This is a genomic window from Streptomyces sp. NBC_00354 (genome assembly GCF_036106915.1).
GTDB lineage: Bacteria > Actinomycetota > Actinomycetes > Streptomycetales > Streptomycetaceae > Streptomyces.
The window spans coordinates 3,862,519-3,875,454 of the sequence record NZ_CP107983.1; the positions used below are offsets into that span (position 1 = coordinate 3,862,519).

13 protein-coding genes are annotated in these 12,936 nt (G+C 70.1%); 6 read left to right on the forward strand and 7 right to left on the reverse strand.

The window, feature by feature from the left end; translation table 11 throughout:
- The first annotated feature begins 128 nt into the window (after positions 1 to 128).
- On the forward strand, positions 129 to 308 hold the full coding sequence (tatA, locus tag OHT74_RS17340) for a Sec-independent protein translocase subunit TatA (protein WP_443047421.1): 180 nt from the start codon (positions 129 to 131) through the stop codon (positions 306 to 308).
- On the opposite strand, the gene OHT74_RS17345 is transcribed toward tatA, so the two are convergent.
- Positions 305 to 1,507 carry a DUF2786 domain-containing protein gene (locus OHT74_RS17345; protein ID WP_328620665.1) on the reverse strand — a complete coding sequence of 401 codons (1,203 nt, stop codon included), beginning with the start codon at positions 1,505 to 1,507 and terminating at the stop codon, positions 305 to 307. The genes tatA and OHT74_RS17345 overlap by 4 nt on opposite strands.
- 329 nt (positions 1,508 to 1,836) lie before the next feature.
- Here OHT74_RS17345 and OHT74_RS17350 point away from each other — a divergent pair, with 329 nt between their 5' ends.
- The gene (locus tag OHT74_RS17350; RefSeq protein WP_328620666.1) at positions 1,837 to 3,525 is read left to right on the forward strand and encodes a bifunctional 3'-5' exonuclease/DNA polymerase; all 1,689 of its coding nucleotides are present in this window, start codon (positions 1,837 to 1,839) and stop codon (positions 3,523 to 3,525) included.
- Positions 3,526 to 3,618: 93 nt separating this feature from the next.
- Here the strand turns inward: OHT74_RS17350 and OHT74_RS17355 are convergent, their stop codons facing one another.
- The 4 genes from OHT74_RS17355 to OHT74_RS17370 form a co-directional block, all read right to left on the reverse strand.
- The gene (locus tag OHT74_RS17355; protein ID WP_328620667.1) at positions 3,619 to 4,854 is read right to left on the reverse strand and encodes a hypothetical protein; all 1,236 of its coding nucleotides are present in this window, start codon (positions 4,852 to 4,854) and stop codon (positions 3,619 to 3,621) included.
- A gap of 62 nt (positions 4,855 to 4,916) precedes the next feature.
- Complete coding sequence (locus OHT74_RS17360; RefSeq protein WP_266665248.1) at positions 4,917 to 5,432, reverse strand: SigE family RNA polymerase sigma factor; 516 nt, start codon at positions 5,430 to 5,432, stop codon at positions 4,917 to 4,919.
- 56 nt (positions 5,433 to 5,488) lie between these two features.
- Positions 5,489 to 5,950: a GNAT family N-acetyltransferase gene (locus OHT74_RS17365; RefSeq protein WP_266665250.1), complete on the reverse strand. Its 462-nt coding sequence runs from the start codon at positions 5,948 to 5,950 to the stop codon at positions 5,489 to 5,491.
- Between the two features lie 4 nt (positions 5,951 to 5,954).
- Entirely contained in the window at positions 5,955 to 7,202 is a 1,248-nt protein-coding gene (locus OHT74_RS17370; RefSeq protein WP_328620668.1) for a serine hydrolase domain-containing protein, read from the reverse strand.
- 191 nt (positions 7,203 to 7,393) lie between these two features.
- Here OHT74_RS17370 and OHT74_RS17375 point away from each other — a divergent pair, with 191 nt between their 5' ends.
- From OHT74_RS17375 to OHT74_RS17390, 4 genes are all read left to right on the forward strand, one after another.
- Entirely contained in the window at positions 7,394 to 7,858 is a 465-nt protein-coding gene (locus tag OHT74_RS17375) for a hypothetical protein (protein ID WP_328620669.1), read from the forward strand.
- Positions 7,859 to 7,865: 7 nt separating this feature from the next.
- Positions 7,866 to 8,096: a hypothetical protein gene (locus tag OHT74_RS17380; RefSeq protein ID WP_328620670.1), complete on the forward strand. Its 231-nt coding sequence runs from the start codon at positions 7,866 to 7,868 to the stop codon at positions 8,094 to 8,096.
- Between the two features lie 581 nt (positions 8,097 to 8,677).
- On the forward strand, positions 8,678 to 9,670 hold the full coding sequence (locus tag OHT74_RS17385) for a DNA cytosine methyltransferase (RefSeq protein WP_328620671.1): 993 nt from the start codon (positions 8,678 to 8,680) through the stop codon (positions 9,668 to 9,670).
- 11 nt (positions 9,671 to 9,681) lie between these two features.
- A complete protein-coding gene (locus OHT74_RS17390) occupies positions 9,682 to 11,046 on the forward strand; it encodes a DNA cytosine methyltransferase (protein ID WP_328620672.1) in 1,365 nt (454 codons plus the stop codon).
- Between the two features lie 16 nt (positions 11,047 to 11,062).
- On the opposite strand, the gene OHT74_RS17395 is transcribed toward OHT74_RS17390, so the two are convergent.
- Positions 11,063 to 11,941, reverse strand: a complete 879-nt coding sequence (locus OHT74_RS17395) for a DUF6339 family protein (protein WP_328620673.1) — start codon at positions 11,939 to 11,941, stop codon at positions 11,063 to 11,065.
- The gene (locus tag OHT74_RS17400) at positions 11,938 to 12,933 is read right to left on the reverse strand and encodes a hypothetical protein (protein WP_328620674.1); all 996 of its coding nucleotides are present in this window, start codon (positions 12,931 to 12,933) and stop codon (positions 11,938 to 11,940) included. The genes OHT74_RS17395 and OHT74_RS17400 overlap by 4 nt, the downstream gene beginning before the upstream one ends.
- Positions 12,934 to 12,936: the final 3 nt, after the last annotated feature.

A 12,936-nucleotide genomic window follows, 5' to 3' on the forward strand; every position in this document is an offset into this window, starting at 1 on the left:
TCGAGGTGCACGGCACGCCTTCAGTGCCCCCTTTCAGCACTCCTTCAGATTTGTACGGATGCGTGCGGAGCTGTTCGATGGTCGGGTCCATCCGAAACCCCTGTCGCCGCCCGAAGATGGGAACGCGCATGCTCCGCAATGCCCTTGAGCCCTGGCACCTGATCCTGCTCCTCGTGGTCTGCGTGCTGGTCTTCGGCTCGAAGAAGCTGCCCGACATGGCCCGCTCCCTGGGCAGGTCGATGCGCATCCTGAAGTCGGAGACCCAGGCCCTGCGAGGTGAGGGCGGCGACCGCGGCGACCGGCCCTAGCGCGGGAGCGGGCGGCGCTTGCCGCCCATGTGCGCGCGGTCGGCGGCGGCCGTGCCGTCCTCCCAGCCCGCGTGGTCGGTGGCCCCGCGCAGCCGGGTGGTCGTGGTCCGGGGGAACATCTCGTCCGCCCGGGAGGTGACGGCGACGTCGCGGGCCACCAGGGCGGGCAGGTTGTCGGGGGCCTCGGCCACGGTGTGCTCGGCCGTCTCGGCGAGGCGCTGGCCGAGCCGGCTGGCGTACGCGAGCAGGAAGGACTGCCGGAACGTCTTGGTCCGCTTGCGCCCGCCGGAGCGCTGGGCGGCCTCCGCGCGGGTCATGGCGGCGGTCCCCTGCACGAGCAGGGACGTATAAAGCAGCTCGACGGCCTCCAGGTCGCTCTCGAACCCCACCACGGTGGAGAACTCGTAGGCGCTGTTCCACACCGCCCGGCACCGGTTGGCAGTGGCGACGGCATCCAGCAACACGGCCTTGGCCTCTTCGTACGGCGCCTCGACCCCGATCCGGCAGGCCGCAGGCACCTGGGCGGGCCCCTTGCCGCTCGCCGCGAGCAGGGCCTCGTCGACGGTGTGCCGGGCCATCAGCTCCTGGGCCTTGGCGCTGAGCGCCTCCGCCTCCTCCGGGAAGGTGGTCGCCTCGGCCTTGGCGAGCAGGGCCCGGATGCGGCCGAGCATGCGGGGCTCGATGTGCGCGTGCTCCAGGGCATCGGCGGCCGGGTCCCCGGGAACCGGACCCACCGGTTCGATGGAGGGCAGCCGGATCAGCAGCCGGAACACCTCGAGCAAGGCCGTGGCAAGGCTGAACCGATCGGCCTTCTCCCGCCCCACGAGCCGTTCCCCGTAGGCGCCGTCATCACCCCACCACACCTCGGCGTCGGTCCACCGCTCGGGCAGCCGGGCGTACCGGCGGGCCTCGGCGGCGATCACGTCGCGGGCGATCCGCAGATGCCGGTCGCCGAGGTCCCGCCCCACCAGCCGGAGCACGTCGGCGGGCTGCCACCCCCGCTCCCAGGCCTGCCGTACGTACGCCTCCCCGCGCCCCAACAGCTCCCGCCCGACCCCGCCCCACTGCCCGCCGTCCCCGACGAGCACCGAGGCCCCGGCATCCAGCCCGGCATCGTCCTGGCTGTAGAGGGCGGCTTCACAGGCACGATCGACAATCTCTCTCACCCCCTCAGCTTTACACGCCCCCACCGCGCCCATCCCGGCGCCGCCGGCGCTCGAGGCGCAGGGGTCCGGGGCGGAGCCCCCTGGCGGCACGCCTCCGCTTGCCCCCTCCGCCCCCGCTTGGCCCTCCACCCCCGCCGCGCCCAATCCAGCCCCGCCGGCGTTTGAGGCGCGGGGGTCCGGGGGCGGAGCCCCTTGGCGGCACGACCCCGGCCCCGCCGGCGTTTGAGGCGCGGGGGTCCGGGGGCGGAGCCCCTGGGAAACGGAGAAGGGGCGGGGCGGGGAGATGGCACCGCGCAGCGGAACCCGGGCCCCCGGAGCGCCGGGCAGGCCGGCTGTCAGACCCCGGTGGGACACTCGCACCCATGAGCGACCCCACCCCCCACTGGGCCCTCGCCGAAGCCGGCGACGGCCTCTGGCACGCCATGCCGCTCACCCCCGGCCTCACCCCCGGCAGCCACCCCCTCACCGTCCACAACCCCGCGGACGCGATCCGCTCCGCCCCCGCCACCACCCGCTGGATCTGGCGGAGCACCACCGCCGTCTACCCCCGCCTCCTCGCCGCCGGCACCCGGGTGGAGCGCTGCCACGACATCGAGGACGCCGAGCTCCTCCTCCTCGCCCACGAGGGCCGCTCCGGCGAACCCCGCTCGGCGGCAGCCGCCTGGGCCCGGCTCACCGGAGCCCCCGTACCCCCCGATCCCCCGCAGCGCACCGCCACACCCACCACCCAGGACTCCCTCTTCGACCCCCAGCCCACCCACACCCCCCTCCCCCTCGACGCGCTCGTCGCCATCTACCACGACCAGGCGAAGCGCGCCGCCGCCACCGCCCACCCCGACCGCCTGCGCCTGCTCATCGCCGCCGAGTCCGCCGCCTTCCTGATCGCCGCCGAAATGCACCGCTCCGGCCTCCCCTGGCGGGCCGACGTCCACCGCGCGCTGCTCACCGAGCTCCTCGGCGAGCGCTACGCCGGCGGCGGCGAGCCCCGCCGGCTCGCCGAGCTGGCCGACGAGATCTCCGCCGCCTTCGGCCGCCGCGTGCGCCCGGATCTGCCCGCCGACGTCATAAAGGCCTTCGCCGAGGCCGGGATCCGGCTCAAGTCCACCCGCCGCTGGGAGATCCAGGAGCTCGACCACCCCGCCGTGGAGCCCCTGCTCGCGTACAAGAAGCTGTACCGGATCTACACCGCCCACGGCTGGTCCTGGCTCCAGGACTGGGTGCACGACGGCCGCTTCCGCCCCGAGTTCGTCCCCGGCGGCACCCTCACCGGCCGCTGGGTCACCAACGGCGGCGGGGCCCTGCAGATCCCGAAGGTGATCCGCAGGGCCGTCGTCGCCGACCCCGGCTGGCGGCTCGTCGTCGCCGACGCCGATCAGATGGAGCCCCGCGTCCTGGCCGCGATCTCCCGCGACCCCGCTTTCATGGAGGTGGCCGGGCGTCCCGAGGACCTGTACACGGCCATCTCCCGCCAGGGCTTCTCCGGCGACCGGGACATGGCCAAGCTCGCCGTCCTCGGCGCCGTGTACGGGCAGACCTCCGGCGACGGCCTGAAGAACCTGGCCGCGCTGCGCCGCCGCTTCCCGCAGGCCGTGGCGTACGTGGACGACGCCGCCAAGGCGGGCGAGGAGGGGCGCCTCGTACGGACCTGGCTGGGCCGGACCTGCCCGCCGCCGGTGGGCGCCGACGAGGACGGCGAAGCCGGGATCCCGCAGGACAGGGAGGACGGCTGGACTCCGAGCTACGCCTCCACCAACACGCGGGCCCGCGGCCGGTTCACCCGCAACTTCGTCGTCCAGGGCAGCGCCGCCGACTGGGCCCTGCTGCTGCTCGCAGCCCTCCGGCAGGCCATCGCGGGCGCCGGGATGCGGGCCGAGCTGGTGTTCTTCCAGCACGACGAGGTGATGGTGCACTGCCCCGCCGAGGAGGCCGAGGCCGTCGCCGAGGCGATCCGCGCCGCCGGCGACCGGGCCGGCCGGATCGCCTTCGGCGACACCCCCGTCCGGTTCCCGTTCAGCACGGCGATCGTGGAGCGCTACGCGGACGCCAAGTAGGAGCGGACGCGCAGGAGAAGCGGACGCGAAGCAGGACCGGACGGGAAGCAGGAGCAGACGCAGACGCGAAGCAGGAGCACGTGCCCCGGATGATCACCCGAACCACTTCGGGTCGAGCGCGATCTGCTTCAGCTGCTCCATCGTCAGGATCGGCTTGTCCCGGGTCGCGGGCTTGTTCTGGTTGCCGGTGTTGAAGGCGGAGACGACCACGCGCCGGCCGTCCGGCCGCAGCGTGTCGACGGTCCACCAGACGACGTTCGCGTCGCCCTTCTCACCGGCCTGCACCTCGGACTTCACCCTCGTGCCGTCGGGCTGGGTGACGGCCCCAGCCCCGAAGTGGCCCCGCAGCGCATCCCCCATGCCGGCCTGCACGTTGACCTGCACGAGCGACTTGCCCTTGCCGTCGTCGAGCACGGCATAGCCGTACTCCGCCTCGCCGCCCTTGCTGTCGACCGTGATCCCGGTCTTCGGCAGCAGGGACTCCAGTACCGCGCCGGCGCCCGGTGCCGTGGCCGTCGGCCCGGCCGCGGCATCCGGCTCGGCGGCCGGCAGGTCGCTCAGCGCCGGCTGCCACAGCGGCGAGGTCGCGAACGCCTTCAACTTGGCCGGGGACAGCGGCGGATCGGTCCGTGAAACGGGCTGCCCCTTCTCGGCCGGAGCGTTCCACTCCTGTACGTCCACCTGGTGGCCCTGCGGAGTCACCAGCACGGCCCGCCACACCCTCGTGGGCTCCCGGCGGTCGGGGTACTCGTAGCCCTGGAAGACCATCAGCTTCGAGCCGTCCGCGAGCGTTTCGGCGGTGCAGCCGTCGAAGTCCTGGAGGTTCTTGTCTGGGCAGGTCACCGACTGGGCGGCGGTCCGGCCCTTCGGGTCGACCCGCGAGAGGCCGACTCCGAGGGCCGCCGGGCCCTCCCCGTCGTCGTAGAGCCCGGAGACCCTCGGGGACTCCGTCTCGCCCGTACCGCGCGCCTTGGCTCCGGACACCGTGCCGCCGGGCAGCAGTTGCCTGAACACGCCGATCAGCTGATCGGCAGAGACGGCGCCGCCGCCGGTCTTCTCCTTCGGCCCGGGCGGCTCCGTCGGGACGGCCGGAGGCGCGGCGACCGTCGTGCCGGAGCCGCCCGCGCCGTCGAAGAGGCCGCCGGTGTAGGCGCTGCCGGCAGCGATCACCGCCAGGGCCACCACCGATCCGCCGACCACGGCGGCCCTGCGGCGCGCCACCAGACGCCGTCCGCGCTGTTCACCGGCGGCGACGAGGGCGTGCGGGTCGGGCGTGAAGCCGTCCCCCGTACGCCGCAGGGCTTCGCTGAGCTCATCTTCAAAGGGCATGCGGAACCAGACCTTCCATCGAGCGGCAAGGGCAAGAGACGATCGAGGTGGCGATGAGGGGTTCAGAGACCGGCGAACTCACTGAGCGATCCGCCCAGTTGGTCCCGCAGCCGGCCCAGCGCCCGCGTGGTGCGCGTCCGTACCGCCGCCGAGCTGGCGTTCATCGCGTCGGCGGTCTCCTCCACGCTGCGGTCCTCCCAGTACCGCAGCACGAGCACCGCCCGGTCCTTCGGCGCCAGCCGCCCCAGCGCCTCCAGCAGCGTCAGCCGCAGCGCCGGATCACCGCCGCCGGCCGCCGGCGCGCCCGACTCGGGGAACTCCCCGACCGGGCGCTCCCCCGCCGATCTGCGCCGCTGGTGCGTCAGGAAGGCCCGTACGAGCACGGTCTGCGCGTACGCCGCCGGGTTGTCGATACGGGAGATCCGCCCCCAGAGCAGGTACATCCGCCCCAAGGTCTCCTGCACCAAGTCCTCCGCGAGGTGCGTGTCCCCGCTCGTCAGCAGACAGGCCGACCGGTACAGATGCCCCGACCGGCCCGCCGCGAACTCGCGGAACCCGTCCCTGCGCCCCTCCCGCATTCGCTCCCCCTCGCGTCCGTCTCACCCCAATGACGCGACGGAGGTGCCGGAATGTTTCACCCCAGTCCGTGGAAGTAGACGTGGAACGCGTCGCGTTCGAAGCCCTCCGCCTCGTAGAGGCTCTGCGCGACATGGTTGTCGTACGCGGTCTCCAGCTGCACCCCGGCCACCCCGGCCTCCCGCGCCCGGCGCAGTACGTCGCGCAGCAGCGCCCGCCCGGCGCCGGTGCGGCGGCCGGACGGGTCGACGTACAGGTCGCTCAGGATCCACACGGGCCGCAGGGCGAGGGACGAGAAGGTCCGGTAGACCTGCGCGAACCCGACCGTGCCGGCCTCCGGCACGTCGGCGAGCAGCACCAGGGACTCACCGGCCCGGATCCGCTCCGCGAGGAAGGCGCGAGGCCGGTCCGGGTCCTCGACCTTCACCTCGTAGAAGTCGAGGTACCCGCCGAACAGCGCGCCCGCGACGTCGACATCGCCTTCACCGGCAACGCGCACCACCACATTCACATCATCCATGCACTCAGTGTCCGGTAACGGGCTGCGCAGGCAGGCTGAAGACGTGGTCCGGGGTGACGATCTTGGTGATCGCCTCGCCGAAGAGCGTGCTGGGCTCGGAACCCTTGTAGGCGATGTCCGTGTTCAGCGTCAGCGTCAGCGTGGCCTTCGCCTGCGGCAGGTACACGACCAGCGCCTGATAGCCGGGCAGCGAGCCGTTGTGGCCGATCCAGCCCTGGACGTTGAAGATGCCCAGGCCGTAGCCGGTGCCGGGCAGCGCATCGACGACGTTCAGCCGCTCGGCCTGGGTGGCGGGCTTCAGCAGCGTGCCCGTTGCCAGGACCCTCGCCCAGGTCTTGAGGTCACCGAGATCGGAGATCATGGCGCCGGCAGCCCAGCCCCACGAGGGGTTCCAGTCGGCCGCGTCCTCGACCTTCCCGGTCGCGGTCTGGTCCGTGTACCCCTGGGAGTGCGGACTCGGGAACTCCGCGCCGACGGGGAAGAGCGTGTGCCGCAGACCGGCGGGGCGGACGACCTTCTGGTTGATGTAGGCGTCGAGCTTCTGCCCGCTCTGCTTCTCCACCACCAGCCCCAGCAGGATCAGGTTGGTGTTGCAGTAGTAGAACTTCGCGTTGGGCTCGAACAGCACCGGGTGCTTGAAGGAGTACGCGAGCAACTCCTGTGGGGTGAAGGGCCGTCGGGGATTGCTGGTCAGGGCCTTGAAGAAACCTTCGTCCTCGGAGTAGTTGAACAGCCCGCTCCGCATCCCGGCGAGCTCGCGCAGCGTGATCCGGTCCCCGTTGGGCACCCCGGACACGTACTTGCCTATGGGGTCGTCCAGCCCGACCTTGCCCTCGTCGACCAGCTGGAGCAGGGCGGTCACGGTGAAGGTCTTGGTCACGCTGCCGATGCGCATGTTCATGTCCGTGCTGATCGGCCGGCCGGTGGCCTTGTCGGCGACACCGAAGGCCCGCACGTAGTCACCCTTGCCGGGAGCCGAGAGCGACACCATCACCCCGGGTATCCGGGCCTCGCTCATCACCTTCCGGACGGCATCGTCCAACTGCCGTGCCACGGCGGGGGTGAGCTGCGGGAACTCCCCGTCGGCGGCGACCGGGGACGACGGAGATGCGCCGACGGCAACCGGGGCCGAAGCCGAGGCGCTGGAGGCCACCGATGTATCCAGGGCGTACCCCGCCCCCACCCCCAGAGGCACCACCACCAGGCCCACTGCGGCCACCCCGACCGCCACTTTGCGCAACCGTGTCGACATCCCGGCCTCCTGCCACGCGTCGCCCAGGTCCAGCCTTCCCAACCTAGCCCCGCCCCGCCCCCCGAGCGACCGGGCCGTCGACGCAGCACCTGGTCAGTCACTCTTCGTAGTGGACTGTGCTTCGAGACAGAACCCTGAACGTACAAAACGAGTTCCGGTCTGTACGGATACTCCGCCAGAAGGGGACACGCATGGGCAAGCGCCTTACAGCACGGATCATCGCCGCTCTCGCCACGACAGCCACGTTCGCCCTGTTACCCCCCGCGCAGGCACACGCCGGCGCCATCGGCTCGACACCCGTGGCCACCTTCGACTACCAGGTCGGCGGAGTCACCATGAAGGTCCCCACGGGTTGCATGTTCACCCACGTCATCCGCGGTGAGGGCAAGACCATCACCTACCAGAACGCCGGCGTCGACTGCGGCTTCGTCGGGGCCCTCAACGCCGGCTTCTGCAACTGGCGCATCGACTTCACCTACGCGGACACCGACAACAAGATCTACCGCACGTCCCGCGGCAAGACGCACAACGAGTGCAAGATCAACCCGATGCGGGACAACGCACCCCAGAAACTCCCCCGCTACGGCAAGGCATGCGCATACATCCACGTCAATGGCGTCCGGCGGGCCGGCCAGTGCCACCACATCACGAAGTGAGCCGCACATGAGCCCCGAGAGCACGTCCGAAGACCCTGCCCGAGATGCCAGACTCCGACGCTCCGGAATCGGCGCCTTCCTCGCAGGCGCCGCCGCGACCCTCGCCTTCTTTGCCTTCTTCCCGGGACTGCCACACGTCATCGACTGGGGCGCGATCATCGCCGCCCTCGCCATCGGCGGACTCGCCCGCTGGGCGCTGCAATACCGCCTCAGAAAAAGGCGCACCCACCCCGGATAGATCCACGGCGATGCCCCGGACGAACTCGCGGTCCCGAAACAGCAGATGGGCTGCGAAACCATCCTGGCAAAGCAAAAGCCCCAGGTCACGGCGAGTGAGTCCTGGGGCTTCTACAGAGCCGCCTTCGGGATTCGAACCCGAGACCTACGCATTACGAGGCCCCACAAGATCGTGACGGGCAGCGACGCCTGATCGTGTTCGGTCCGGTTTTGCCAGGTCAGAGACTTGCCGGGCTTGGCGGCGTGACGCTCAATCCAACGGGTGCCGTCCCGTCCGCTCACGCATCGCTCACGCACGGCGGCCCGGGGCCTGAAAACGGGCGACTGTCTGATGCGGCAATGCCCGAGGCTGCCTGCATCGGCGGTGCGGCCCGGCAGGCGGAATCCGGTGCGGCAGCGCTCGGCCCCGTGATGGAATCGACACGACAGCCGTACTCAGGCGGCTCGACGCTACGGACTCGACTGTCGTCGGGAGCGAGCCACGATCGTGAGGCCGGAGCATGAAGCACCGGATGACGTGGCTCTCCGTATCGCGGCGGCGGTGGAGCCGCGGAGGGTCCAGCGGGGACGGGGGAGGAATCGTTGAGCGGGCTGAGTTTTGTCGACGTCTGCTCGGGGGCAGGTGGACTCGCCCTGGGGCTGGAACGAGCGGGTTTCACGCCTCGGCTCCTCCTGGACAACGAGCCGACTGCCTGCGACACGCTCAAAGCCAACCGGCCGCATTGGAACGTGCTGAACGCGGACCTTCTCGACTTCGACCCCGTGGACCACCCCGAGGTGTACGACGTCGATCTGCTGACAGCCGGCCTCCCCAGGGTGAGGTCGAGCGCGACGGTGACGCGTCGGTCGGATGCCGAACTACGCCTCATCGAGGCGACTGCCTATCTGGTCCACGCCGTCCAGCCTCGTGCACTGATCATCGAGAACGTGCCCACCCTGGTCGACGAGGACTCCCTGGCGCCGATACGGGACTTCCTCCGCGAAGAGCTGGAGCACCTCGGCTACGCACTGACCTGGTTCATCCTGAACGCTTCCGACTTCGGAGTGCCCCAGCACCGCTTGCAAGGCATCGTCGTGGCCGTCAAGCAGCGGTGGGCCAGTGCCTTCCGACCGCCCCGACCCAGCGTCCACCAGCACGTGTCGGTCGGGGCAGCGCTGGCGCCGTCGATGCGTTCCTGCGGCTGGCCGGAAGCCGACCGTTGGGCGGCCCAGGCGACGAGCGTGGCACCTACCTTGGTGGGTGGATCCAAGACGCACGGCGGCCCCGACTTCGGACCCAGCGGCACGAAGGCCAAGTGGCGACGGATGGGGGTCTACACGAAGTCGTTCGGAAACGAACCGCCCGGCCCCGACTTCACATGGAATCCGTCACTCGGTGACGACGGACTGGTACGGATCACGGTGGACCAGACCGCTCTGCTCCAAGCCTTCCCCGAAGCGTGGCGGATCTCCGGCCTCAAGACCGCCCGGTACCGCCAGATCGGACACGCCACCCCGCCGCCTGTCGCAGAGGCGCTGGGACGGGCCGTAGCCGAAGCGTTGAACGGGGATCCGCGAGGGCCCGCGGCCGGCTAAACTTTCGCCACATGACCAGCTCGGCGCACCACCAGCCCATCCTCGACAAACCCTTTGTCCTGGACCTCTTCGCAGGACCCGGAGGGCTGGATGTCGCCGGGCAGGTGCTCGACGTCCCGAGTCTCGGCATCGAGTGGGAGAGAAGTGCGTGCCTCACGCGATACGCGGCCGGGCTGGACACCCTTCACGCCGACGTGAGCGCGGTACGCAGGGATTCCTTCGAGTCCCTGCCACCGGAGATCAACGTGCTCGCAGGTGGCCCTCCGTGCCAGACCTACTCGGTGGCCGGGCACGGCGCCGGACGCCAGGCCCTGGACCGGGTCAAGGAGTACATCGAGCGGCTGATGGCGGGCGAGCCCGACCAAAAGATCGACGAGGACCTCAAAACGCTCCCCGATCCGCGCACCGCGTTGGTTCTCGAACCTCTCCGATACGCGATTCAGGCGACCAGGAGCCCGAATCGGGAGCACCGCCCATACGACGTCATCGTCCTGGAGCAGGTCCGCGAGGTCGAGGCGCTCTGGACGCACTATGCCAAGGTGCTGGAGGAGACGGGGCTTCCCGACGGGACCAAGTACAAGGTCGTCGTCGATGTCCTCGACACCGAGACCTACGGGGTTCCGCAGACGCGATCCCGCGCGGTACTGATCGCTCGGCGCGAAGGGCTCGGCGAGCCCTCGCTTCCCTCGCCGACTCACTTTTCCTACGAAGCCAAGGAATGGAACCGAAGGAACGGGAAGAACGAAGGCGACCAGGCCGCCGGCCAGGTCCACCAGGCGACACTCTACGAGGGCGCCAAGCCGGAGACCGATGATCACCAGGCAGCAAGCGACGAGGTCCGGCAGCCCTGGAGATCGATGGGTGATGCCCTCGCGAACCAGGGGCGCCGCACTCCTTTCCTGGTTCGCTCGAACTACGGCAGCTCCAGCCACCCGGGACGACGAGGCGTACGAAGCGACCAGCAGCCTGCTTTCACCGTCACCGGCAAAATCAGCCGCTTCGTGGTCTTCCAGCACCTCGACGACAACATCGTCTACGAGGGCTCGCGGTTCAGCATGAATGAGGCCGGATTGCTGCAGAGCTTTCCGCCGGACTATCCGTGGTCCGGTACGGCGCAGGCCCAGCAGGTGGGCAACGCGGTACCGCCCCTGTTCGGTGCACACCTGCTGAGCGCCGCTCTGGGGCTGCCCAAGCCGGACCCGGAGGCGTTGCGGAAGCCATGGCAGCCGGCCACGGAGGAACAGCGGGCCAAGCTCCAAAGCGACGGCTGCGGGGCCGCCGACGCCTGCACCGACAGGTGCCCACGCCCCGAGGACCAGGTGCCGCCCCCGTCCTCCGTGCGCCCTCGTAAGAGCAAGAAGGCATCGGCGAAGTAGTCCGGAGCAGCCCAGGTCAATCCCCGCTCTTCCTGCCCCTGACCGGCGCGGTCTCGAACAGCTCCGTGAAGTAGCCGGTGAGCGCCGCCACGGATTCCTCCGGGACACGGTCCTCGTCGGGCCCGTTCGGGAGTTCGTACCGCTCGACCGGTGGCGCCGATTCCGCCTCCGCGATCCAGTCCCGCAGTCGGGCGGGGTCGCGGGGCCGATCCGGCGCGAGGATGTCGTAGAGCAAGGTCGCTCCCGCCGCATTGATCGCGACACTGAGGCCGTTGACCTCTCGCCCGCCCGAGATCTGGCCGCTGTTCAGAAGACGGACCAGGGCCTGAGCGGTGGGACGGTGATCGATCAACTCGCTCCGGAGAACGGTGTGAATGAGGTCCTGATTTCCGCAGGCGACCTCGACCGGCTCGTAGTCAGGCCCGTTCCTGAAGAGCTCGGCCGCCCACCACAGGCGCGAGAAACACTGACGGTCCGCTGGGCCACGGAAGCGCTCAGCGGCGACGCGCCTTTCCGGGCTCTTCGCCGTTGGCTCCGACAGGTGCCGCCAGACCACATAGTCCGGGGCCACAGCCAAGGCGAGGTGGTTCCACAGCCGCTTGTCCGCCGCTTCTCGTCGCGTCAGGCGCAGCGTGGCATGGAGCCGTGGCGCGAGCCAGGCGTCGGCGCGGGTGCGGTCCTCCCGGAACTCGAACATGGCGTCCTCCACCAGGCTCCGGATCGGCTCGACCCACCACCTGGCGTCGTCCTCGGGGAGCGGCTCGACGACCTTGGCGAGATCGATGCCGCCGTGAACCTGTTCGCCTTTGAGCAGCTCCTCGGTGAGGAACGGATCGACGGCAGAGGTGGCGAGCAGCCCCAGGCGCTCCGGTACGTGGTTCGGTTGGGTGATCACGTCTCACTCTCGCGGTTCATCTGTTCCAGACTGCGGATGACGTAGGCAAGCGCCTTGTTGGCATCGGCGCGGCGGACAGCCGCATAATGGATACGCGTCTGCAGCTCCACCCAGCCCGATTCGCCGGTGCGCCGGCGATGTACCTGCCGTAGGGCCTCTTCGACGTGGACGCCGGGAATCACGTCCGGAAGCATCTCCCGCAACACCTCCCCCTGCCAGTCGGTGGGGAAGACCGGCCCGCCACCGGGTTCCACCTCCAGATCGCCGATGGCGCCGTGAAACACTGCGGTCCAGACGTCGGTGGACATCTGGGCGACCAAGAGGTCACGCACCTTGCTGTCCACACCCGAGCCATTGCTGTCCAACAGATCGATGACGCCTTCGACATCGGTGTTCACGAACACGGTGGGTACTCGGGCCGAGGTGTCCACAACCCAGGGCGCGTCGGCGTAGGCCTGGAGCCACGCCCGGGAGCTCCTCTTGAACGACGCTTTCTGGACGTCGAGCTGAAGCCCACGTACCGGCTCGTCGGACACCGTGTCGATGATCCAGCTCCGGTCGGTCTCGGCGATCGACCGTGCGCCCACTCCTTCCACCGTCCCGATGGCGTACACGGCGACGGAGGCCCGCCCCAGGTGATCGTCACGGAACACCTCCAGCGAGCCGGACCAGTCCCGGCCGGCCTCCGCGTCGAGCGTGAGATTCACAGAGGTACGGACATTGGTCTCGCCGTCCGTGAGCACGGCAAGGACACAGAGATCCGACCAGGGCGCGTCCGGCGCGTTCGCCCCGGGCGGCAGCGTCGCCGAAACGTCGATCTTGGCGCTCACCCATTCCGTGTGGCCGGCGATGCCGAGCGCGACGGCCTGCTGTTGGTTCGAGTAAGCAAGGGTCTCCAACTGGTCGCGGGTGCCGTCGGAGAGCTTGAGGGAAACAGAGGTCACTCTGAGCGTGATCGGCCGGTTGAGCCGCTTGTACGGGTAGAACTTCACGTG

What these genes read in the sequence shown, in the direction of transcription:
- tatA (WP_443047421.1), top strand. Translation starts at nt 129, where the DNA reads ATGCTCCGCAATGCCCTTGAGCCCTGGCACCTGATCCTGCTCCTCGTG.
- OHT74_RS17345 (WP_328620665.1), bottom strand. Translation starts at nt 1,507, where the DNA reads ATGGGCGCGGTGGGGGCGTGTAAAGCTGAGGGGGTGAGAGAGATTGTC.
- OHT74_RS17350 (WP_328620666.1), top strand. Translation starts at nt 1,837, where the DNA reads ATGAGCGACCCCACCCCCCACTGGGCCCTCGCCGAAGCCGGCGACGGC.
- OHT74_RS17355 (WP_328620667.1), bottom strand. Translation starts at nt 4,854, where the DNA reads ATGCCCTTTGAAGATGAGCTCAGCGAAGCCCTGCGGCGTACGGGGGAC.
- OHT74_RS17360 (WP_266665248.1), bottom strand. Translation starts at nt 5,432, where the DNA reads ATGCGGGAGGGGCGCAGGGACGGGTTCCGCGAGTTCGCGGCGGGCCGG.
- OHT74_RS17365 (WP_266665250.1), bottom strand. Translation starts at nt 5,950, where the DNA reads ATGGATGATGTGAATGTGGTGGTGCGCGTTGCCGGTGAAGGCGATGTC.
- OHT74_RS17370 (WP_328620668.1), bottom strand. Translation starts at nt 7,202, where the DNA reads ATGTCGACACGGTTGCGCAAAGTGGCGGTCGGGGTGGCCGCAGTGGGC.
- OHT74_RS17375 (WP_328620669.1), top strand. Translation starts at nt 7,394, where the DNA reads ATGGGCAAGCGCCTTACAGCACGGATCATCGCCGCTCTCGCCACGACA.
- OHT74_RS17380 (WP_328620670.1), top strand. Translation starts at nt 7,866, where the DNA reads ATGAGCCCCGAGAGCACGTCCGAAGACCCTGCCCGAGATGCCAGACTC.
- OHT74_RS17390 (WP_328620672.1), top strand. Translation starts at nt 9,682, where the DNA reads ATGACCAGCTCGGCGCACCACCAGCCCATCCTCGACAAACCCTTTGTC.